A 21,907-nucleotide genomic window follows, 5' to 3' on the forward strand; every position below is an offset into this window, starting at 1 on the left:
CTTACTTGCCGCCCGTCGCCTTGCGCGCTTCGTCCGCCGAAACGAGGCCATCCTTGTTGAGATCGGCGCGGTCGAAATTGGCCATGAAGGGTGCGCGGAACTCGGACTGGCTGACCTTGCCGTCCTTGTTGCGGTCGAACTTGTCGAGCGTCGCCTGGGCGTTGCCGGCAAGCTTGGCCATCGCCGCCGCCTTGAACTCGGCGAGGCTGACCTGGCCATTCTTGTCGCGGTCCATCTGCGCGAATTCCTGCTCCATCTTCGCGACGATCGGCTCGGCCGCCTTGCCGGCGACGCCCTGGATTTCGGCGCGGCTGAGGAAGCCGTCATTGTTCTTGTCACCGACGTCGAAGTTCTGGTCGATCTTCTTCTGCAGGTCGGCGCGGGTGGTCGGCTGGGGCGCCTGGGCGGACGAAACGGCCGCGGCCGAAAGGCCAAGCGCAAGGGTCAAGACTCTGAACACGACGCCTCCTGTGAGCGTGGAATGGCATCCCACATACCCGCCGCGGGATTGCGGAGGCGTGAATCGCCCACTTCCCTATTCTATCGTGTCGCGGCATCACGCGTCCAATGCGTGCGCTGACCCATCTCGATCGGCTGGAGGCCGAGAGCATCCACATCATGCGCGAAACGGTCGCCGAGGCCGATCGCCCGGTGATGCTCTATTCGATCGGCAAGGATTCAGCGGTCATGCTACACCTGGCGAAGAAGGCGTTCTTCCCAGGGCCGCTGCCCTTCCCGCTGCTGCATGTCGATACGACGTGGAAGTTCCGCGCGATGTACGAACTGCGCGACAAGGTCGGGGCCGATCCGGCAGTGAGGTTGATCGTCTACAAAAATCCGGAAGCCGAGCGGCTGGGTATCAACCCGTTCGAGCATGGGCCGGCGCACACCGACATGTGGAAGACCGAAGGGCTGAAGCAGGCTCTCGACCAGTACGGGTTCGACGCGGCGTTCGGCGGGGCGCGGCGCGACGAGGAGAAGAGCCGGGCGAAGGAGCGCATCTTCAGCTTCCGCGACAGGAACCACCGCTGGGACCCGAAGCGGCAGCGGCCGGAGCTCTGGTCGCTGTACAACATGCGCAAGAACAAGGGCGAAGGCGTCCGCGTTTTTCCGATCTCCAACTGGACCGAGCTCGACGTCTGGCAATACATCCTGCGCGAGAATATCGAGATCGTGCCGCTCTACTTCGCCGACGAGCGGCCGGTGGTGGAGCGCGACGGCCTGCTGCTGATGGTCGATGACGAGCGCATCCCTCTGAACGGCGAGCAGCCGCAGATGCGGCGAGTGCGGTTCCGGACATTGGGCTGCTATCCGCTGACCGGAGCGGTGGAGAGCGCTGCGTGCACGGTCGAGGAGATTGTCGCGGAAATGCTGGTGACGACGACGTCTGAGCGACAGGGGCGGGCGATCGATCGGGACGCCGGCGCGGCGAGCATGGAGAAGAAGAAGCAGGAGGGCTACTTTTGAACGCCCCCGTGGACGTCGCGTCGTGGCTCGCCGAGCAGGAGCGCAAGGAGCTCCTGCGCTTCATCACCTGCGGCAGCGTGGATGACGGCAAGTCGACGCTGATCGGCCGGCTGCTCTACGACACCAAGCAGATCTTCGACGACCAGCTTTCGACGCTCGAGGCGGACAGCAAGAAGCACGGCACGCAGGGCGAGGGCATCGACTTTGCTTTGCTGGTCGATGGACTGTCGGCGGAGCGCGAACAAGGCATCACCATCGACGTCGCCTACCGCTTCTTCGCCAGCGAGAAGCGCAAGTTCATCGTCGCCGATACGCCGGGGCATGAGCAGTACACGCGGAACATGGTCACCGGCGCGTCGACCGCCGACCTAGCCGTGCTGCTGGTCGATGCGCGCAAGGGGGTGCTGACACAGACCAAGCGTCACTCCTACCTCGCCCAGCTGATCGGCATCCGGCATTTCGTCGTCGCCGTGACCAAGATGGACCTGGTCGACTTCGACCAGGCGGCGTTCGACGCGGTCACCGCCGATTACCGGCTGTTCGCGGACAAGATCGGGATCAGGGATTGGGTCGCAATCCCGGTCTCGGGCCTGGGCGGCGACAATATCGGCGAACGCAGCCAGCGCATGCCCTGGTACGATGGACCGAGCCTGCTCGAATATCTCGACACCGTTCCGCTCGACGTCGCTGCCGATGCGGAGAAACCGTTCCGCTTCCCTGTCCAATGGGTCAACCGGCCGGACCTGTCTTTCCGCGGCTTTGCAGGCCAGGTCGCATCGGGGGCGGTGACGCGAGGCATGGACGTTCGCGTGCTGCCGTCCGGGCGGACGACCAAAGTTGCGCGGATCGTGACCGAAGACGGCGACCTCGACGAAGCAGTCGCCGGCCAATCGGTCACCCTCACCTTCGCCGATGAAGTCGATTGCTCGCGCGGCGACGTCATCGCCGCCGGGCACAATCCGCCGGAGGTCGCCGACCAGTTCGAAGCGACGATCGTGTGGATGGACGAGCATGAGATGCTGCCGGGCCGCGGCTACTGGATGAAGCTCGGCACGCAGACGGTCACGGCAACGGTCCAGCAGCCGAAGTACGAAGTGAACGTCAACACGCTCGAGCATCTCGCGGCCAAGACGCTGGAACTCAATGGCATCGGCGTGGCCGAGATTGCGACCGATCGCGAAATCGTGTTCGAGCCTTACGCGGTCGAGAATGGCTCGCCCAACCGCGCGCTCGGCGGCTTCATCCTGATCGACAAGCTGACCAACGCGACTGTCGCGGCCGGCATGTTGCACTTCGCGCTCCGGCGTTCGCTCAATATCCATCGCCAGCATCTGGACGTCAGCCGTGAAACTCATGCGACGCTCAAAGGCCAGAAGCCGGCGGTGCTGTGGTTCACGGGCCTGTCCGGGTCGGGCAAGTCGACCATTGCCAATCTGGTCGAGAAGAAGCTGGTTGCGCTTGGCCGCCACACATTCCTGCTTGATGGCGATAACGTTCGCCACGGCCTCAACCGCGATCTCGGGTTCACCGACACCGATCGCATCGAGAATATCCGCCGCGTGGGCGAGGTCGCCCGGCTGATGACCGATGCGGGCCTCATCGTGATGACCGCCTTCATTTCGCCGTTCCGCGCAGAGCGGGAGCTGGTGCGGAAGATGCTGCCCGAAGGCGAGTTCATCGAGGTGTTCGTCGATACCCCGCTGGCCGATGCCGAGCAGCGCGACCCGAAGGGCCTCTACGCCAAGGCGCGGGCGGGCGAGATCAAGAACTTCACGGGCATCGACAGTCCTTACGAGGAGCCTGACGATGCGGAGATTACAATCGACACAACCGCAATCAGTGCGGACGATGCGGCAACCACGATCATCGACGAATTGCGCAAGCGAGGGAGGCTTTAGAAACATGATAGCGGTCCGAAACAAAACTGCGATCCCGGCAGTTTCGATCCCCATGACTCGCTATCTGGCCTGCGCCGCGCTTCTCGCCTTCTCGACACCAGCCCTTGCCCAAGACGAGAACGACTATCGCGTTCGCGTCGGCCTCGGCGCCATGGTCCAGCCGGTCTTCATCGGCTCTGAGGACTTCCAAGTGCGGCCGATCGTCGACGCCGATTTCGCGAAAGGAACCAATCCCTTCGGCTTTGGATCGCCCGATGATCCAATCGGCGTGAAGCTGTTTTCGAAAAATGGCTTCTCGGTCGGGCCCGCGGTCAATTTGCAGCGAAAGAGGAGCGTCTCCGATCTCGATCTGCCGCTCAAGAAGGTCCCGACGACGTTCGAGGGCGGCGGGTTCGTGCAATATATGGCGGGAGAATCCTTCCGCATTCGCGCGGACTTGCGAAAGGGCTTTGGCGGTCACGATGGCCTGCTTGGATCGGTCGGAGCCGACTACGTCTCGCGCGATGGCGACCGCTACGTCTTCGCGATCGGACCTCGCGTGCTCTTCTCGGACTCGAAATTCCAGCGCGCCTATTTCGGTGTCAGTCCCGCGGACAGCGTGACGTCTGGCCTGCCGCAATATCGACCCAGCGGCGGAATCTACGCCCTCGCCGCGACAAGCAGCCTGTCCTACCAGTTAAGCTCGCGGTGGGGCATTTTCGGCTATGGACGCTACGAGCGCCTGGTCGGCGATGCCGCCAAGTCGCCGGTCATTCGCGATCTCGGTTCACGTAACCAGCTTTCGGGCGGGATCGGCCTGAACTACACCTTCATCATCAAGCGCTGATCGGCGCTGGGCGTACTCAGTCGCCGCTGCCGGGATCGGCAGAGAAGTATTTGTCGAACTTGCCTTCTTCGCCCTTGTGCTCGTCGGCGTCTGCGGGGCTGTCCTTCTTGCGCGTGATGTTCGGCCATTCGGCGGAATAGGTCGAGTTGAGCTCCAACCATTTTTCGAGGCCGCTCTCGGTGTCCGGGAGAATCGCTTCCGCAGGGCACTCGGGCTCGCAAACGCCGCAGTCGATGCATTCGTTGGGATTGATGACGAGCATGTTCTCGCCCTCGTAGAAGCAGTCGACCGGACAGACCTCGACGCAGTCCATATATTTGCAGCGGATGCATGCGTCGGTGACGACGTAGGTCATGGCAGGTCGGACTCCCTCTTTCGGGTCAATTCGCTAAGGGCGCGCGAAAGCCTCGTCAATCGCCGACCTCCTCGTAACAGAGCCGCGCCTCGCCCGGCGGGCCGCGGCGGGCCGGAAGGACGAGAACCTTGAGGACACGGATCTGGCCCTGGAGCGGCAAGGCGACCACACTGCCCACTTCGATCTGCTGGCTTGTCTTCTCGATCCGCTTGCCGTCGACCCGGACGTAGCCGGTTTCGATCAGGGCCTGCGCCAGCGTGCGGCTCTTCACCAGCCGGATGCGATGAAGGAAGAGATCGAGCCTCACGTCTTCAGCTTCGCGAGCTCCGCAAATGCGTGCGAACCGGCACTGCGCTGCTCGCGGCGGGGCGGTCGGCGGCCGCGCCATTTCCAGGCCTCGCCCGACCGGGCGAAGCCGACTTCGTCCATCAGCCTTGCGACCGATGCCTCGTCTAGCCCGACCGACGTCGCCAGCTCGGAATCGACGGGCTGGTCGCCACCGGCGGAGCGAACCTTGTGCGCGTGGCTGGCGAGGCGGTCGGCGAGGTCGATGCGAAGCCACTGCCGGCCAACGCGACGGTAGGCGAAGGCTGCTCCGCGTGCGTCCGCCTCACCATCGAGCGTCGATGCGCCAGGCGGCGGAAGCGCCGGCATCGGCTGGTTGGTACGCACCGACTGGAGGATCGCGCGCCATTGCTGGGATGCAGGCCTGAGCAGCGCCGGAACAAAGACGTCCAGCGGCCCGAGCCTGATGCCGAGCTTGTGAAGCGTCTTGCGGTCGTCGTGCTCGAGGATGGCGATCGAGGCTGCCAGCGCGCGGCGGGGAAGGACGCCGCCGGCATCGCCGAGCATCGCCGCAAGCGCACGGACACCTGCAGAGCTGGAGCGGTCGGTCGCTGCGAGACCCAGCTTCTTCAGCGATCGGAGGTTTCGTTCGACCTGCGCTTCCAGCCAGGTTTCGAGGCGTGCGCGAAGCTCGGCACGGCGGGCGGCAGAGAGCTGGTCGAGCGCGCGGCTGGTCCGGATCGCGGGTTCCAGCAACGCTCGGCCCGGAGCGAGCCGGGCCAGGACATTGCCCTGCCAACCCACGGCAGGCCGGCCGTCGGATTCGATGACAAGTTCGAAAGTCTGGTCCGGAGCCTCGACCAGCGACTTCGCGCGACGGTCGAGCTCGTCACCGAGGCGCCGCTCGGCCGCGGCCAGCAGCAGCCTCTTGTCGGCGAGGCGAGCCGAGGGGTCGACACGGAAGTCGAAGCCGGCGAGGTGGCCGATCGGTTCGGGACCGACGCTCACTTCGCCGTCGGCGGCAACCGTGACCGGCAAGGCGTCGCTGCCGCGTGCGCCGATGTCTCGGACAAGCACGGCGGTCCGGCGATCGACGAAGCGCTGGGTCAGCCGCTCGTGCAATGCGTCGGACAGGCGCGCCTCGACCTCGCGCGTGCGCTCGGCCCATTTGGCCGGATCGGCGAGCCAGTCGGCGCGGTGAGCGATGTAAGCCCAGCTCCGGACTCCGGCGAGGCGGTCGGCGAGCGCCTCGATGTCGCCGTTGACGTTGTCGAGCCGGGCGACCTCGGCAGCGAACCATTCGTGGGGCACGTGGCCACCTTCGCCGACATAGGAGAACAGGCGGCGGACCATGCGCGCATGGTGCATCGGGCCAACCTTGCGGAAGTCAGGCAGGCCGCACACTGCCCAGAGACGCCGGGCGGCGACGCCTCTCTTGGCAGCGACGACGGGATCCTGCGCAACCTGCTTGAGGACGGCAAGGTCGATGGCTTCGGGCGCCGGGCGAAGCAGCGGATCGTCGCTCTTCAGCTCGAGGCTGCGGATCATCGAGCCGACGTCGGTGAAGTCGAGCTCGGGATTGCGCCAGTAGATGAAGTCGAGCGGGCGGAAGCGATGCTCCTCGATCGCGGTGATCTCTTCGTCCGAGAATGTCGCGCCCTCGTCGCCGCCGAGGCCGAGCGTGCCGAAACTGCCGTCGCGCTGGTGACGTCCGGCGCGGCCGGCGATCTGCGCCATCTCCGAGATGGTCAGTCGACGGTCGCGGCGACCGTCGAACTTCTCGAGGCCGGCGAAGGCGACGTGCGAGACGTCCATGTTGAGGCCCATGCCGATGGCATCGGTGGCGACGAGGTAATCGACCTCGCCGCGCTGGAACATGGCGACCTGCGCGTTGCGCGTTGCTGGCGACAATGCGCCCATGACTACCGCCGCGCCGCCTCTGAACCGGCGCAGCATTTCAGCGAGCGCGTAGACTTGCTCCGCCGAGAAGGCGACCACGGCGGAGCGCGGCGGCAGGCGGGAAAGCTTGACGTTGCCGGCATAGCGAAGGGTCGAGAAGCGCGGGCGGCTGACGATCTCCGCCTCCGGGAGGAGTTCACGGATGATCGGCCTCAGCGTGTCGGAGCCGAGGATCAAGGTCTCCTCGCGCCCGCGCGCGCGGAGCATTCTGTCGGTGAACACGTGGCCGCGCTCCGGATCGATGCCGAGCTGGGCCTCGTCGATCGCGGCGAAGGCGAACTGGTCAGGAAACGGCCCTTCCTTCGGCCGATCGTCGCGGCCGGTGCGGACCGGCATCGATTCCGCGGTGCAGAGCACGTAACGCGCCTGAGGCGGCACGATGCGCTCCTCCCCGGTCAGCAGCGCGACCTGCTTCTCACCCTTGAGCGCCTTGACCCGCTCGTAGACCTCGCGCGCCAGCAACCGCAGCGGAAAGCCGATCACGCCGGACGAATGTGCGCACATCCGCTCAATGGCGAGGTGGGTCTTGCCGGTGTTGGTGGGCCCCAGGATGGCCCGGACCGGAGCGTCAGGACGGCGCATTGCAAACACGAATGTGGCAGCGCTCCGAAGAAGCGCAAGGTTCCTTCGACGGGTGGAGCGATTTTAAACGGTCATTAACCGTGTTCTGCGCATCACGCCCTTGGAAGGGCGAGGAAATTTCAGATGCTTCATGCGCGGGATGCCTGGGAGGGCGCGGCCGAGACGGCCGAGATCGTCGTGTTCCCGCGAGCGTCCGCCGAAGAAACGCGCGAGTTCGGACGGCGCGCCGAGCGCAAGCCGGTCAATCTTGTCGTCGACCTTCATTCCGAGGAAATCGGCTGGCGCTGGTTCCGCGGCGCCGCGACCCTCGCCGGACTGTTCGCCCTCGCCTTCTTCCTGGCGCCCGGCTTTGAGACTTTCATCGCCAGCAAGGTCGCCGAAACGCCCAAGGGCACGATCCGCAATGCGCAGCTGAGCGACCTCGCCAACCCGGGCGCAGTCAAGGCGCCGATCCCCAAGCCAGTCGGAATCCAGGTCGGCGAGCTGAACGGCATTCGCCGCATCAACGGCGATGTCGCCGGCGGGCTCTATTGGTCGCTGCGCAATGCCGGAGCGAGCCCGACCATTGCCGCGGATTATCTGAAGGCGATCGCGACCAAGATCGACGTCGGCGAAGTCGCTCCGTTCGACCGGTTCGATTTTGCCGTCATTCCGGGGAAGAATGGCGAGCCGGACACGTTGCTCTACGCCGGGCTCGACCGGGCGCAGTACAGCGATGTCCAGATGATGAAGTGGATCGTCAACAGTCAGACCGGCTGGTTCGACGGTGCTGCCGATCAGCAGGCTTCCGCAGGGCTGATGGCGCCTGTCGCCGGTCGCATCACTTCCAGCTTCGGCAATCGCTATCATCCCATCCTGCATTTCAACCGCTTCCACGCGGGCATCGACTTCGGCGCCGCCTGGGGCAGCCCGATCGTCGCCGCCGCCGATGGCCAGGTCGTCGGCGCGGGCTGGACGGGCGGGTACGGGCGTCAGGTCCGGATCGTCCACGAAGGCGGCCTGATGACCACCTATTCGCACATGAGCGCCATGGTCGCGCAAGCCGGGACGATGGTTCGGCAGGGGCAGGTCATCGGCTATGTCGGCTCGTCAGGCCTTTCCACCGGTCCGCATCTTCACTTCGAAGTCCGGATGGGCGGGCGTCCGGTCGACCCGCTCACCGCCCGGCTGGTGAGCAGGCCAGTTTTCGAAGGGCCGCAGCTGGCGGCGTTCAAGGCGAAGCTCAAGCAAATCGTTTCGATCCCGCTCAAGCAGAAGTCCGCGCCCGCGCTGCTCTAGGAGGGCGTATTGCGCAGAAAGCTCAGCAGCTGGCTGCGCTGGGCATGCGCGAAGACGCCGTCCTCGCGACGCCGGCTTGACCCCAGCAGGTACGCCTCGACCACAAGGGGGATCGGCGCCGGCAATTCCCCCAGCAACTTGTTCGACTGGTCTTCTACGATTTCCCAGTCGACCGCTCCTTCGCCTTTCCTCCGCGAGAATCCGGTCCAGCCTGACCTTCAGTTCTACAACGTTCACGCCGCGAAGTTGGACCCTCGTCTCGGCTGCGTCCTCTACATATGTTAGGTGGTGTTAAAACCGTGGGGGAATGGCAGTGCCTGTTGAACTGAAGATTGCGGCGCTTGGCGCCGTATTGCTGCTCGTTCACATCTTCGCCGCAGTTCATCTGAAGACCCGGCAATATGGCACGAAGTGGAACATGGGTGCGCGCGACGAGGCGCAGCCGCCGCTCAATCCGGTCGCCGGACGACTGGCCCGTGCGCAGGCGAACTTCCAGGAGACCTTCCCGATCGCAGTGGTCGCGCTACTCGGCGTCGTGATCGCCGGGCGAACGAGCGCGTGGACCGCGATCGGCGGCTGGGTATGGCTGGGCGCGCGACTTATCTATCTTCCGCTCTACGCCTTTGGTGTGCCGGGGTGGCGGACGCTGGCATTTGCGGTCAGCCTGACCGGCCTTGCCCTGGTGCTGAGCCCGTTGCTTTTCGGCTAGTCGCCTCAGCGGCTGGCATCCGCTCAACAGACTGCTAAACCCCCTCGTTCATGTCCGAAGTCGAAACCGTCGAAGCGCCCGCGACCGCAGCGGAGGTGACCAACCACCTCTATCTTGTCGACGGGTCCAGCTACATCTTCCGCGCCTATCACCGCCTGCCGCCGCTGACGAACCGGCACGGCATGAACGTCGGCGCCGTCTACGGCTACACGGCCATGCTGTGGAAGCTCGCCGACGGGCTGAAGCAGGCCGAGGGGCCGACCCATATGGCCGTCATCCTCGATGCGTCCGAACATACGCATCGCAACGAGATGTACGACCAGTACAAGGCGCACCGCCCGCCGCCGCCTGAAGACCTCGTCCCGCAGTTTCCTTTGATACGCGTTGCCACGCGCGCCTTCTCGATCCCTTGCATCGAAAAGGCGGGGCTCGAGGCCGACGACATCATCGCCTGCTACGTGATGGCAGCGAAGAATGCGGGCTGGAAGGTTACCATCGTCAGCTCCGACAAGGACCTGATGCAGCTGGTCGATGACGGGCATGTCGACATGCTCGACACCATGAACGATCGGCGGATCGACGAAGCCGCGGTCAATGAGAAGTTCGGTGTTGGGCCTGAGAAAGTCGGGGAAGTCCTCGCGCTGATGGGCGATAGCGTCGACAACGTCCCCGGTGTGCCGGGCGTCGGACCGAAGACAGCTACGCAGCTCATCCAGGAATATGGCAGCGTCGAAGGTGTCCTCGCCGCGGTCGAGGAGATCAAGAAGCCGAAGCTCAAGCAGAATCTGATCGAGCATGCCGACGATGCGCGGCTGTCACGCGAGCTGGTTCGGCTTGTGTGCGACGCTCCGCTGCCGGAGCCGCTCGAAGACCTTGCACTGAAGGGCATTCCACCCCAGCCGTTGCGTGAGTTCCTCGAGGAGCAAGGCTTCAAGACCCTGCTCAACCGCATGGTCGGCGGCCCGCAGCAGACCGGCGCGACCGTCCGCAATGACGTCATTGCGGCACTCGACCGCAAGCCGGTCTCAAAGATTGCGGAGCCGGAAGCTCCGGAGAAAATCGAGGTCGACGTCTCGAAATATGAGACGGTGACCGATGAAGCCGCACTCGACCGCTGGATCGAGGAGGCTCGCAAGCAAGGCTATGTCGCGGTCGATACCGAGACAGACTGCATCGACTGCATCATTGCCAAGTTCGCCGGGATCAGCCTCGCGACCGCGCCGAACCGCGCCTGCTATATTCCCGTCGGCCACGTCGGCGTGGACCTGTTGTCGGAAACGCCGAACCAGCTTCCGTTGCAGCTCGTCCTCGACAAGCTGAAGCCGCTGCTGGGGGACCCGTCGGTCCTGAAGATCGGACACAACCTCAAGTATGACTGGGTGATGTTCGACAAGTCCGGCATCGACGTCGCTCCGTACGACGACACGATGCTGATGAGCTTCGACCTCGATGCGGGCCGAAGCTTTGGCCACAATCTGACCGACCTCGCCAAGTCTCAGTTTGAGCATGACTGCATCAGCTTCAAGTCGCTGTGCGGGACGGGTGCCAAGCAGATCACTTTCGACAAGGTGCCGCTGAAGGAAGCGACCGAGTATGCCGGCGAGGACGCGGACATTGCGCTCCGTCTCTGGCAGCGGCTGAAACCCCGCATGACCACCGAGCATGCGGAGCGTGTATACAAGCGCGTCGACCAGCCCCTGATCCCTGTCATCGGGCGGATGGAACGTCGCGGCGTAAAGGTCGACCGCGACTACCTCGCCGGCCTCAGCAAGACGTTCTCCGAAGAGATCGCGAAGCTCGAGGCCAACATCTACGAGGTCGCGCAGGGCCCCTTCACGATCGGCTCGCCGCAGCAGCTTGGCGACGTGCTGTACCAGCGGCTCGGGCTGAAGGGCGGGCGCAAGGGGAAGAGCGGGCACTATTCTACCGACGTCAACGAGCTGGAGCGGCTGGCAGGCGAGGGGGTCGACGTCGCGCGGCTGGTGCTCGACTGGCGTCAGCTGACCAAGCTGCGCTCGACCTACACCGAGGCGCTGCAGGCGCAGATCAATCCCGAGACGGGACGCGTCCACACCAGCTTCAGCCTGACCGGAGCGCAAACCGGGCGTCTATCTTCGAACGACCCGAACCTGCAGAACATTCCGATCCGCACCGAGCTCGGCCGCAAGATTCGCGACGCCTTCGTGGCCGAGCCGGGCTACGTGCTGATGAGCGCCGACTACAGCCAGATCGAGCTGCGCATCGCCGCGCACATGGCCGACGTTCCGCAGCTGAAGGAAGCCTTCCAGAACCGCGACGATATCCACAACATCACGGCCGAGGAGCTTTTCGGCACGGTGGACCGCGACACGCGCGGCAAGGCGAAGACGGTGAACTTCGCCATCCTCTACGGCGTTTCTGCGTGGGGCCTCGCGTCGCGGATGGGCGTTTCGAAAGAAGAAGGCTCCGCGATCATCGCGCGCTACTTCGAGCGCTTCCCCGGCATTCGCGCCTACATGGACTACACGCTGAATTTCGTCCGGCAGAACGGCTATACGAAGACCTTGTTCGGCCGGAAGACGCACTTCTACCCGAACATCCGGTCACCCAATCCGTCGATCCGCGGCGGCGCCGAGCGGGCGGCGATCAACGCGCCGATCCAGGGGACCAGCGCCGACCTGATTAAGCGGGCGATGGCGCGGATGGACGATGCGCTTGCCGAGGCGGGCCTCGATGGCGTCCGCATGCTCCTGCAGGTGCACGACGAACTGGTGTTCGAGGTCCCTGACGGTCGCGAGGAAGAGGCGGCTGCCGTGGTTCGCCGCGTGATGGAGACTGCAGCGGAGCCTGCGTTGAAACTCGATGTTCCCCTCGACGTTGAGGTCGGCTGGGGTGAACATTGGGGCGCCGCGCATTGAGTACAGCAGCACCCGCCGACACTTCACCGCCCGCAGATCTTGCGGCGCTCGCCCGAGGCGGCCGGATCAACTTCCTGGGATTCTGCGTCCGGCTTGCCGCGCGGCTGCCGTTCCTGTTCATCGCCGGCCGCATTTACGGCGCCGAGGCGCTCGGACGGTTCGCCTACGCAATCCTGATCGTCGAGTTCGCGGCGCAGCTGGCGACGCTCGGCCTGAAGCGGGGCCTGGCACAGCAGCTCGCCAATACCGAGAAGGAACACGTGTGCGTGGCGTGGGACGGCCTGCTGGTTGCGGCGATAGGCTCGGCCATCGCCATGGGGATCCTGATGGTCTTCCCACAGGCGATGTTCCCGAACAGCGAGCTGACCGGGCTCGAATGGCTGCTTCCCATTACCATCATCGCGCTAGCTTGGTCCGACATCATGCTTGCCGCTCTGGCCTACCGTCACGACGTCACCTCGACCGTCCGAGCGAGAGCCATTGTCGAGCCGATCACCATCAGCGCCGCCGCCTTCGCCTGGTCCTACATTTCCCTGCGCGACGGCCTGATCATCTCTTACGTACTGTCGATGGTCGCCGCGCTGATCGCGTCGGTCGTTCCCTTCATGAGAAGCTACGGCGTAGCGCGGGGGTGGCGGCCATATCCACGGACCCTTTGGAAGATGGCCCGGCGAAATGTGCCGGTGGCTGCAGCTGACGCGGTCGAGTGGGGCTCACGCCGGATCGACATCGCGGTCCTCGGCCTGTTCTTCGCGCCGAAGGTCGTCGGCATTTATTACGTGGCGCAGAATGTCGCGTCCCTTCCCGCCAAGCTGAAAACCAGCTTCGACCCGATCCTCGGCCCGGTCATCGCCCGGAACCTCAAGGACGGCGACAAGGCGGCGGTCGCAAAGCAAGTGCGGCAGGTCGGCTTCTGGGTCATCGGCGCGCAGCTTGGCGTTGCCCTCGCGCTCGCCATTCCGGGCGAAGCGGTGATGGGACTGGTCGGCCCGGCGTTCGTTGCGGGCACGGCGGCCCTCGCCTTCCTGCTCGGTGCCGAAGTCGTAGCGGCCATGGCGGCGGTGAGTGAGGCAGCGCTGATATACGTCGCGCGGCATCGCAACATGCTGATCAGCATCGCCATGCTGGCGCTCGAGGGCGGCCTCGCCGTCGCCTTGATCCTCGGCATGCGGGCGTTCGATCTTCCGGTCATGTTCCAGGCGACCGGGCCGGCGGTCGCCCTGATGCTGGCGCTGGCCTTTGCGGCAGTGGCGAAATCGCGGCTGCTGCGCGGCATTCTTGGCGCGCGCGTAAACGGCTGGCGATGGCCGTTGGTTTGGGCGGCCGCCGCCGGAACCGTGGTCGGCTGGCTAGCGACCTTCCTACCCGAGTGGGCCGAGCTGGTGTTCGGAATCCCCGGCATCCTCATCGCGTTTGGCGCAGTCCTCTGGACCAAGGGGTTCAAGGCCGAGGACCGCGAGCTGTTCCGGATGAAGAAGGCGGATATCGAAGAGCTTCAGGAGCTCGAGATACCCGCCCCCGGAACGACTGGAGATGTCGTCCGCTAGTCGAACAATTCGTGGAGGAAGGACTTTCGCTTCCGTCCGTGCTTGTAATGGTCGCGATCGTAACCCGACCTTTGCTCAGTGAAGGGTCGAGGCTGCTGGGGGAGATCCGCGGCTGATCGCTCGATGATCTTGTCGAGTTCGCCGCGGTCCAGCCAGACGCCTCGGCAAGTCGGGCAATAATCGATCTCAATGCCCTGGCGCTCGGACATGACGAGCGTCGCGCCGTCGACCGGGCAGGTCATACCGTGTGGTGCGTTCACGATGTCTCTCCGATCAGGCGCTTTGGAATTGCGGCGTCAGCCGGAAGATCCGGTCCTTCACCCGCAGCTTCTTTTTCTTGAGCGTGGAGACCCTGAACGGGTCGGGCCAGCGGAGCTTCAGTTCGCGCCGAAGGGCCTCGTCGATGCGCTGGTGCAGTTCGAGCAATCGATACAAACGGGGACGCATATGTCCTTCCTCTCTATCAAACCAAGGTTCGATCGGAGGATCCGCTGTTGCTGGGGAAGTCGAACCGCCCTCGTCACGCATCGGATCATCCGATGCGGTCCGACATCACGCGCCACAATGGCTTGGGCGCGCCAGAGGGGCCCGGTCCGCTCGTAATAGGTGCGGTTGGAGTCGCGGGATTTCAAGAGCGGCGGGCCAGGCCGTTGCGGAAGCTGGCTCAGTGGCGGAAATGGCGCATTCCGGTGAAGACCATCGCCAGCCCAGCCTCGTCGGCAGCGGCGATCACTTCGTCGTCGCGAATCGATCCTCCGGGCTGGATGACTGCGGTCGCCCCGGCTTCGACAGCGGCGAGCAGGCCGTCGGCGAAGGGAAAGAAAGCGTCTGAGGCCACGGCCGATCCCACCGTTCGCTGTTCCGGCCAGCCGTAGGTTTCGGCCGCCTCCTTCGCCTTGGCGGCGGCAATGCGGGCGCTGTCGCGGCGATTCATCTGGCCTGCGCCGATGCCCGCGGTCGAGCCGTCCTTGGCATAGACGATTGCGTTGGATTTCACGTGCTTGGCGACCGTCCAGGCGAACAGGCAGTCGCGGATCTCGTCCTCGGTCGGCTGGCGCCTGGTCACCACCTTGAGTTCGTCGCGGGTGACGAAGCCGTTGTCGCGATCCTGCACGAGGATGCCGCCGGCGATCACGGCGACCGTGCCGCCCGGCCGCCTGGGATCAGGCAGTCCACCGGCCAGCAGAAGGCGGAGGTTCTTCTTCCTGGCGAAGATCGCCCTGGCGTCCTCGTCGGCATCAGGAGCGACGACGACTTCAGTGAAGATTTGTGTGATCGCTTCCGCGGTCGCCGCGTCGAGCGTGCGATTGGTAGCGACGATGCCCCCGAACGCCGACACGCTGTCGCAGGCCAGCGCGGCGTTCCATGCATCGAGGAGAGTGTCGGCACTCGCGACCCCGCACGGGTTAGCATGCTTGACGATAACCACCGTTGGCGGACCGTCGCGGAATTCGGCGACGAGCTCGAGCGCGGCATTGGCATCGTTGAGATTGTTGTAGCTGAGCTCCTTGCCCTGGATCTGCTTCGCCTGCGCGATTCCGGGAGCATGCGGGCCGATCGGTTCATAGAGGGCCGCCTTCTGGTGCGGATTCTCGCCGTAGCGGAGCGGCATCAGCAATCGGCTGGCCCGAGTCCAGGTCTCTGGAAAGCGCTCGCGCTGGTCCGCGAAAGCGAACCACTGCGAAATGGTCGCATCATAGGCCGCCGTCAGCGCATAGGCCTTGGCAGCAAGGCGCTTGCGGAATTCGTATGACGTCGCGCCGTCATTTGCATCCAGCTCCGCGAGCAATTCGTCGTAGTCGGCCGGATCGGTGACAATGGCGACATGCGCGTGGTTCTTCGCCGCCGAGCGCACCATCGACGGGCCGCCGATATCGATGTTCTCGATGATCTCGTCACGGTCCGCACCGCGCGCCACAGTGGCTTCGAAGGGATAGAGATTCACCACGACCAAATCGATCGGTGCGATCGCATGCTCCTCCATCGCCGCAGCATGCTCCGGGTTGTCGCGGACACCGAGCAGGCCGCCGTGGACCTTCGGGTGAAGAGTCTTGACTCGGCCGTCCATCATCTCGGGAAATCCCGTCAGGTCGGAGATGTCGCGAACGTCACTGCCGAGCTCTCGCAGCTTTGCCGCGGTGCCGCCGGTCGAAACCAGCTCCACGCCTCGCCTGGCCAGGCCTTCCGCAAGGCGGTCTAAGCCGGACTTATCGGAAAGAGAGATGAGCGCCCTTTTGACGGGCACGAGATCGGTCATGTCTATTCCTTGTTTGGTTCAGCTCGAGCGGCGGAACTGCCAGGCAACCTCGCCGCCGATAGCGGCGACTTCGCCCTGAATCACCAATTGAGTTGTAGGCACCATCCGGCCGCGACTGTCGATCGTCAGGCTTTCCTCGACGGTGAGGTTCGCGCCGCGGCAGCGGAAGTTCCAGGGCGGGGCGCCCGGCGAGCGCAAGATCGCTCCCATGCGGTCGGCGGTAATCGTCGGCTCAACTCCGGGAGCGAGATGGAAACGGATGGCATAAGGCGCAGCATCGCGGATCTTGCGGCGACCCTTGGCGATCATCTGGTCGGCGCCGCGGATTTCCTTGCCGTCGTTGCCGAGCATCAGGCTGCGCTTGTGGACGAGGCCGAAGCCGCGCACGTAGCCGTCGTGGCTAGCTTCGAGCCGGCTGCAGTCATTGTCCTCCGAGCGTGAGATCGTCACGTCTTCGGCACCCTTGCCGAGCGAGCCGTCGGGCATGATCGCGGTCGAATTGGTATCGGAGACGACGAGCGTGCTGTGGGCGGCGGTCGTGCGGAGGCCCTCGACCAGCTCCGGCGGAAGTGCCGTTGGCAGCGCGCCGGGGCCGCCGCAATTGATCACCAGCCGCTGCGGTCCGTCCGACATTTCAAACGCCAGCGTCGACGCACAGCCGCTCGGTGCCATCTTTGCCGGTGGCGGCGGAGCGGCATCAATGACGATGACTGTGCCGAGCGCAGAGAGGCGGTGGTAACCCCAGCCGCGTGCTTGCCGAAGCGGCCGAGCGCGCAGGCCGCAACCTTCGATGAGGGCGTGGAGGCGGGCAGGCTCGCCATGGTTGCCACCCTGCCAGCTCGACAGTCCGCCATCGCCCATGGTGACGCCATGGAGCGCGGCTAATGCGGCGGCAGCGGCCGCCTCGATCGTATCGGGCAGGCTTTGCTTGGCGGCAAAATAAGACGCACGCAGCAGCGCAAGGCGATCGACGAGCAGCGCCTGCTGGGACGGGGTTCGGCTGATGAGGCCACCATCTTCGAACTGCGCAGTGGACAGCGCCCGCGCCAGTCCGGACTCGGCTCGGGCCACCCGCACTCCACCCTGGACCAGCAGCCCCGCGGTCACCAGGCCGGCCCAGGCCGTGATCCGGTCGAGACCCGGAAGCGCCTTGTCGGCATTGGCGTCGAGATGGCGCGCGCCGCGCACCAACGTGTTCAGCAGCGCCGAGCGGTAACCGGAATCGCGGCTCGACAGGATGTAGGGTGCGTAGGCGGTCCAGAAGAGGATGCGCTCGCCCCAAAGGTCCGGCCGCCATGCGTCGTCCACGCGCGTTCCGTGCGCAAGCAGCCATCCACCGGCGAGGGACTCGGCAACCCTCGCGCCCTTTTCGCGAGAGGAGGCGGCGGCGAGATCGCGAAGCCAGGAGAAGCCTTGCAGGGCATCGGCCATCGGGCCGCCCGTGCCGAGCGCGGCGAAGTCGAGATCGCTCAGCGAGACGGCTTCGCTGCCGAGGACGAAGCGGCCGGCAAGGAGCGCCTCGCCGCGCTGACGATCGCCCTGGACGTGGTCGCGGGGAACGGCAACGAGCTTGAGCGGCTGGCGGCCCGAGGCGAACAACCGCGAAAAGAGGGGGCGCTTGGCGAGCTTTCGAACGACGGCGCTTTGTGCCGATTGATCGGCGCTCATCCGTCTCCCCTAAGGGCCTGAATGTTGGCCTGGTAATGGGACGGTCCGCCCTTGAACGCCGCGGTTCCGGCAACGAGCACGGTGGCTCCCGCTGCCACAGCCTGCCGCGCGGTTTCAGGATCGATACCGCCGTCGACCTCGACCTGGACTTCGAGACCTTCCTTGGAGACGCGGTTGGCAATTGCCTCGATCTTGCGCAGTTGGCTGGCGATGAACTTCTGACCGCCGAAGCCCGGATTGACGCTCATGACAAGGACGAGGTCGATCTCGTCGAGCACATAATCGAGCATCTTGGCGGGCGTCGCCGGGTTCAGCGAGACGCCGGCCTTCTTGCCGAGTCCCTTGATGCGCTGGATCGTGCGGTGAAGGTGCGGCCCCGCTTCCGGGTGGACGGTGATGATGTCCGCGCCCGCTTCGGCGAATGCGTCGAGGAACAGGTCGATCGGCGAGATCATCAGGTGGACGTCAAACGGCTTTTGCGAATGAGGCCGAAGCGCCTTCACCACGCCCGGGCCGATGGTGATGTTGGGCACGAAGTGGCCGTCCATGACGTCAACATGAATCCAGTCCGCTCCCGCCTCGTCGATTGCGCGGACGTCCTCGCCAAGCCTGGCAAAGTCGGCAGAGAGGATCGAGGGCGAGATTAAGGGGCGGTCCATCGGCCCGATTAAACGCTAAGTTGCCATCCGGACAAGGCGCGCGACGAAGAAGCCGTCGAGGCCACCCTCGCTTTCGATCATGCCGGGCAGGATTCGAGCCCAGCCGCGCTCATCTGGCGTCACGAAGTCGGGAAGCTCGCCCGGCCTTGGTGGGTCGATATGAAAGCTGGGGTTCGCGTCGAGGAAGCTGGAGACGATCGCCTCGCCCTCTTCCGGCTCCAGTGAGCAGACGGCGTAAATCAGGGCGCCACCGGGCCGGAGCCAGGCGGCTGCGCGATCGAGGAGGCGGGCCTGAAGGTCGGCACTCTGCCGAATGATGTCTCCACGCGCCCGGTAAAGCACCTCAGGATGGCGGCGAAACGTCCCGGTCGCCGAGCATGGCGCATCGAGCAGGACGGCACCGAACTGCCGATCCGGTTGCCATTCGAGCGCATCTGCTGCGACGAGTTCGGCATCCAGGCTTGTTCGGGCCAGATTCTCGCGAAAGCGCTTCAGCCGCGATTCGGCCTGGTCGACCGCCGTCACCCTATGTCCGGCCGCAGCGATCTGCATCGTCTTCCCGCCGGGAGCGGCGCAGAGGTCGAGCACCTCATCAGCACCCGTCGGGATCAGTCGCGCCGGAAGGGAGGAGGCGAGATCCTGGACCCACCAGCGGCCCTCCGCAAAGCCGGGCAGATTCGCGACGGCACCGGCATCGGCGAGGCGAACGTGTCGGGGTGCAAGGCTTCGTCCTTCGGTCTGCTCGGCAAAGCTCTTTGCCGCCTCGTCAGTGGCGAAGGTCAGGTCGAGCGGCGGACGGTGCGCGATCTGGCGACGGGCCGACGAAACGACGTCATCGCCCCAGGCCTTGTTCCATCTTTCCTCTACCGCTTCGGGCAGCCGCGGCGCGTCGATGGCCGGCAGCCCGCGCCTGAGCAAGGTGCCGAGGACGCCGTGCACCAGCCGACGCGGACCGCCATCGACCAACGGCAAAGCGGTCGCGACCAGCGCATGCTCGGGCGTGCCGAGGCCGACTTTCTGCGCGAGGGCCAGGCGCAGAACCATTCGTGCCTTGCTGTCATCGGGAAGGCGTTGCCGGGTCGCGGTGTCGATCACGGCGTCCAGATCGGGCAACCGCCGCAGAACCTCTCCGGAGATGGCGACCGCCAGGGCCTGGTCCGGCGGCTTCAGCCCTTTCACGACCTGCGCGGCGGAATCGAGCGTGCGGCCTTTGCGCAGGACGGAATCGAGCATCTGCAATGCAGCCCGTCGCGCGGGAAGGCCTTCAACGCTTGGCATCGAGGGTCCCAACGCTCATCTACGCCACATGTCCAAGGGAAAGCGCCTGAAAGCGCCCGCTTATTTGTCGAAGTCGCAGCCCGTGCCCAAGCCGGAGCCGGTTGCAGACGCCGCGCCGCCAGAAGGCGAAGAGACGAGACTCGATCCGACCCGCTATGGCGATTGGGAGAAGAAGGGGATCGCGGTCGATTTCTAATGCGCCTCGGGCCGGGGCGGACGGGACAGCAGTTCCTGCAGCACCTGGTCGACTCCGGCGCCGCCCGACAGCAGCTTGGCGACGGCCGCGACCACCGGCATGTCGATCTTCATCTGTTCGGCGAGACGGGCCAGGACAGGCGCGGTGAACGCGCCCTCGGCCACCGTCTTGCGATTGCTCATCAATTCTGCAGCCGAGCGCCCTTCGCCGATGGCCTTGCCGAGAGAGAAATTGCGCGAGCTGGTGGATGAGCAGGTCAGGACCAGATCGCCCAGACCGGACAGACCGACGAGTGTTTCCCGCTTCGCTCCATTGGCGAGGCCGAACCGCGTCATCTCCGCAAAGCCGCGCGCGATGAGGGCCGCCCGGGCGTTCTGGCCGAGGCCCTTCCCATCCACGACCCCGCAGGCGATCGCGAGCACGTTCTTCACAGCTCCGCCGATCTCGGCGCCGGCCACGTCGTCGCTAAGGTAGACGCGAAAGGTCGGCCGGGCGATCCGTTCGCGCAGCGCCTCGGCGAAAGCGCCATCTTCGGCAGCGAGGGTGACAGCCGTCGGCAATCCCGCCGCAACCTCGTGGGCAAAGGTCGGGCCCGAAAGGACAGCGATGGGAGCACTCGGGCAGGCTTCCGCGGCGACCCGGTGGAGCATGGCTCCGCTATGCTCTTCAATGCCCTTGGAACAGAGAACCAGGGGTCTGCCAGCGGACGGAGCGACCTCGAGCACGGCCCGCATATGCTGGGCCGGAGTGACCACCAGCCAGGCGTCGCAGTCCGCCAGATCCGCAAGATCGCCCGTCGCCCGAACGCGCGGGTCGAGCTTCGATCCTGGCAAGAACACTTTGTTCTCGTTGTTCCCGTTGATGGAGTCGACGACCTCCGTCTCGCGAGCCCAGAGCAGGACGTCGCGTCCGCCACTTGCGCCGACCTGCGCCAACGCCGTCCCCCAGGCGCCGCCGCCGATCACTCCCACACGATCGAAGCTCATGCTTTCACCCCCGCCCCTCGAACCTTTTCGGCATCCGGGTCCAGCGGCCACCGTGCCCGCGCCGGTGCGTCGAGCGTGTCCACGAGACCGAGCGCGAACCGCTCAGCGCCCGCCCAGGCGATCATCGCCGCATTATCCGTGCACAGCCAGCCCGGAGGCACGCTGAAGCGACGGCCCTGCTCACCTGCCAGTTGCTGGAGCGCGGTACGAATTGCTCGGTTGGCGGCGACTCCACCGGCGATGACCAAGGTCGGCGCATCGATCCTTTCGAGAGCGATCCGCGTGCGATCGACCAGGCAGTCGACGACGGCTTGCTGGAACGATGCAGCAATGTCGGCCGGCGCGTAGGCGCCCGACGCGACGGCGCGCTGAACTGCGCTTTTCAGGCCGGCAAAAGAGAAATGCGGCTCGGCGGATCCGATCAATGGTCGCGGCAGGGGAACCGCCGCGGAATCGCCGTCCATCGCGAGCCGCTCGATTGCGGGACCCCCGGGATAGGGCAGACCAAGCAGCTTGGCCGACTTGTCGAAAGCCTCGCCGGCCGCGTCGTCGATAGTCGTCGCAAGGCGCCGATATTCGCCAACCGCGCGAACCTCGAGCAATTGGCAGTGCCCTCCGGAAACGAGCAGCAGGACATAGGGAAACTCAAGGTCGGGATCGACCAGCCTGGGACTGAGCGCATGGCCTTCCAGGTGGTTGACGGCGACAAGCGGCTTGCCCGTGCCGAGCGCCAATCCCTTGCCGGCGAGCAGGGCGACCATCACGCCGCCAATCAGGCCGGGCCCCGCGGTCGCCGCGATGGCATCAAGATCGGCGACCGACTTGCCGGCGTCAGCAAGCACCGCCCGAACCAGGTCGGGTAGGATTTCGACATGAGCGCGGGCGGCGATCTCCGGGACGACACCGCCGAAGGGGCGGTGCGCCTCGTTTTGCCCGACGACCGCCTGCGCGAGAATCTGCCGGTCGCTCGTCACGAGCGCCGCGGCCGTATCGTCGCAGGAGGATTCGAGGCCGAGGATCAGCGCCATTGGGCGCGCCTTTGCCGCACGCGGCGGCGCTC

At 65.4% G+C, this 21,907-nt stretch carries 20 protein-coding genes; 8 read left to right on the forward strand and 12 right to left on the reverse strand.

From position 1 onward, the window contains the following. Position 1: 1 nt before the first annotated feature. Positions 2-460, reverse strand: a complete 459-nt coding sequence (locus ABD928_RS07845; RefSeq protein WP_187715607.1) for an EF-hand domain-containing protein — start codon at positions 458-460, stop codon at positions 2-4. Positions 461-567: 107 nt separating this feature from the next. Between ABD928_RS07845 and cysD the strand changes: the two genes are divergently transcribed. The 3 genes from cysD to ABD928_RS07860 are packed head-to-tail and all read left to right on the forward strand — an operon-like array spanning position 568 to position 4,191. Then, on the forward strand, positions 568-1,467 hold the full coding sequence (gene cysD, locus ABD928_RS07850) for a sulfate adenylyltransferase subunit CysD (protein WP_345167687.1): 900 nt from the start codon (positions 568-570) through the stop codon (positions 1,465-1,467). Beyond that, positions 1,464-3,365, forward strand: a complete 1,902-nt coding sequence (gene cysN / locus ABD928_RS07855) for a sulfate adenylyltransferase subunit CysN (RefSeq protein ID WP_345167690.1) — start codon at positions 1,464-1,466, stop codon at positions 3,363-3,365. Before cysD ends, cysN begins: the two co-directional genes overlap by 4 nt. Positions 3,366-3,417: 52 nt before the next feature. Continuing rightward, positions 3,418-4,191, forward strand: a complete 774-nt coding sequence (locus tag ABD928_RS07860; protein ID WP_345167692.1) for a MipA/OmpV family protein — start codon at positions 3,418-3,420, stop codon at positions 4,189-4,191. A 16-nt stretch (positions 4,192-4,207) separates the two neighbouring features. On the opposite strand, the gene fdxA is transcribed toward ABD928_RS07860, so the two are convergent. Genes fdxA through ABD928_RS07875 form a run of 3 tightly spaced genes read right to left on the reverse strand, consistent with a single transcriptional unit; the run spans position 4,208 to position 7,372 of the window. Then, a complete protein-coding gene (gene fdxA / locus ABD928_RS07865; protein ID WP_345167695.1) occupies positions 4,208-4,546 on the reverse strand; it encodes a ferredoxin FdxA in 339 nt (112 codons plus the stop codon). A 55-nt stretch (positions 4,547-4,601) separates the two neighbouring features. Continuing rightward, entirely contained in the window at positions 4,602-4,853 is a 252-nt protein-coding gene (locus ABD928_RS07870) for an RNA-binding S4 domain-containing protein (protein ID WP_187715605.1), read from the reverse strand. Continuing rightward, positions 4,850-7,372: a helicase-related protein gene (locus tag ABD928_RS07875; RefSeq protein WP_345167698.1), complete on the reverse strand. Its 2,523-nt coding sequence runs from the start codon at positions 7,370-7,372 to the stop codon at positions 4,850-4,852. Before ABD928_RS07875 ends, ABD928_RS07870 begins: the two co-directional genes overlap by 4 nt. 123 nt (positions 7,373-7,495) lie before the next feature. Between ABD928_RS07875 and ABD928_RS07880 the strand changes: the two genes are divergently transcribed. From ABD928_RS07880 to ABD928_RS07895, 4 genes are all read left to right on the forward strand, one after another. After that, complete coding sequence (locus tag ABD928_RS07880) at positions 7,496-8,650, forward strand: M23 family metallopeptidase (protein ID WP_345167701.1); 1,155 nt, start codon at positions 7,496-7,498, stop codon at positions 8,648-8,650. Between the two features lie 313 nt (positions 8,651-8,963). Further along, on the forward strand, positions 8,964-9,359 hold the full coding sequence (locus tag ABD928_RS07885; protein WP_187715601.1) for an MAPEG family protein: 396 nt from the start codon (positions 8,964-8,966) through the stop codon (positions 9,357-9,359). A 50-nt stretch (positions 9,360-9,409) separates the two neighbouring features. Beyond that, positions 9,410-12,256 (forward strand): DNA polymerase I, encoded by a 2,847-nt coding sequence (polA, locus tag ABD928_RS07890; RefSeq protein WP_345167704.1) that lies wholly within the window; start codon positions 9,410-9,412, stop codon positions 12,254-12,256. Beyond that, positions 12,253-13,803: a lipopolysaccharide biosynthesis protein gene (locus tag ABD928_RS07895; RefSeq protein ID WP_345167707.1), complete on the forward strand. Its 1,551-nt coding sequence runs from the start codon at positions 12,253-12,255 to the stop codon at positions 13,801-13,803. The genes polA and ABD928_RS07895 overlap by 4 nt, the downstream gene beginning before the upstream one ends. On the opposite strand, the gene ABD928_RS07900 is transcribed toward ABD928_RS07895, so the two are convergent. The 6 genes from ABD928_RS07900 to ABD928_RS07925 all read right to left on the reverse strand — a co-directional run bounded on the left by ABD928_RS07900 (position 13,800) and on the right by ABD928_RS07925 (position 19,665). Beyond that, positions 13,800-14,045, reverse strand: coding sequence for a TFIIB-type zinc ribbon-containing protein (locus ABD928_RS07900; RefSeq protein WP_187715822.1), 246 nt, complete (start codon positions 14,043-14,045; stop codon positions 13,800-13,802). The two genes, ABD928_RS07895 and ABD928_RS07900, sit on opposite strands and share 4 nt — an antisense overlap. Positions 14,046-14,076: 31 nt before the next feature. Further along, positions 14,077-14,250 (reverse strand): HP1242/YdcH family protein, encoded by a 174-nt coding sequence (locus ABD928_RS07905; RefSeq protein ID WP_187715821.1) that lies wholly within the window; start codon positions 14,248-14,250, stop codon positions 14,077-14,079. A 217-nt stretch (positions 14,251-14,467) separates the two neighbouring features. Beyond that, positions 14,468-16,060, reverse strand: a complete 1,593-nt coding sequence (gene purH / locus ABD928_RS07910; protein WP_345167711.1) for a bifunctional phosphoribosylaminoimidazolecarboxamide formyltransferase/IMP cyclohydrolase — start codon at positions 16,058-16,060, stop codon at positions 14,468-14,470. Between the two features lie 18 nt (positions 16,061-16,078). Continuing rightward, positions 16,079-17,728 (reverse strand): heparinase II/III family protein, encoded by a 1,650-nt coding sequence (locus tag ABD928_RS07915; RefSeq protein ID WP_187715600.1) that lies wholly within the window; start codon positions 17,726-17,728, stop codon positions 16,079-16,081. Next, positions 17,725-18,387 (reverse strand): ribulose-phosphate 3-epimerase, encoded by a 663-nt coding sequence (rpe, locus tag ABD928_RS07920; protein ID WP_187715599.1) that lies wholly within the window; start codon positions 18,385-18,387, stop codon positions 17,725-17,727. The genes ABD928_RS07915 and rpe overlap by 4 nt, the downstream gene beginning before the upstream one ends. Positions 18,388-18,402: 15 nt before the next feature. Continuing rightward, the gene (locus ABD928_RS07925; RefSeq protein ID WP_187715598.1) at positions 18,403-19,665 is read right to left on the reverse strand and encodes an RsmB/NOP family class I SAM-dependent RNA methyltransferase; all 1,263 of its coding nucleotides are present in this window, start codon (positions 19,663-19,665) and stop codon (positions 18,403-18,405) included. A gap of 28 nt (positions 19,666-19,693) precedes the next feature. Here ABD928_RS07925 and ABD928_RS07930 point away from each other — a divergent pair, with 28 nt between their 5' ends. Then, the gene (locus ABD928_RS07930) at positions 19,694-19,861 is read left to right on the forward strand and encodes a DUF1674 domain-containing protein (RefSeq protein WP_187715597.1); all 168 of its coding nucleotides are present in this window, start codon (positions 19,694-19,696) and stop codon (positions 19,859-19,861) included. On the opposite strand, the gene ABD928_RS07935 is transcribed toward ABD928_RS07930, so the two are convergent. Then, positions 19,858-20,847 carry an NAD(P)H-dependent glycerol-3-phosphate dehydrogenase gene (locus ABD928_RS07935; RefSeq protein ID WP_187715596.1) on the reverse strand — a complete coding sequence of 330 codons (990 nt, stop codon included), beginning with the start codon at positions 20,845-20,847 and terminating at the stop codon, positions 19,858-19,860. The two genes, ABD928_RS07930 and ABD928_RS07935, sit on opposite strands and share 4 nt — an antisense overlap. After that, positions 20,844-21,875 carry a tRNA (adenosine(37)-N6)-threonylcarbamoyltransferase complex transferase subunit TsaD gene (gene tsaD / locus ABD928_RS07940; RefSeq protein WP_345167720.1) on the reverse strand — a complete coding sequence of 344 codons (1,032 nt, stop codon included), beginning with the start codon at positions 21,873-21,875 and terminating at the stop codon, positions 20,844-20,846. The genes ABD928_RS07935 and tsaD overlap by 4 nt, the downstream gene beginning before the upstream one ends. Between the last annotated feature and the right edge of the window lie 32 nt (positions 21,876-21,907).

This window comes from Sphingomonas daechungensis (genome assembly GCF_039543105.1).
Lineage (GTDB): Bacteria > Pseudomonadota > Alphaproteobacteria > Sphingomonadales > Sphingomonadaceae > Sphingomicrobium > Sphingomicrobium daechungense.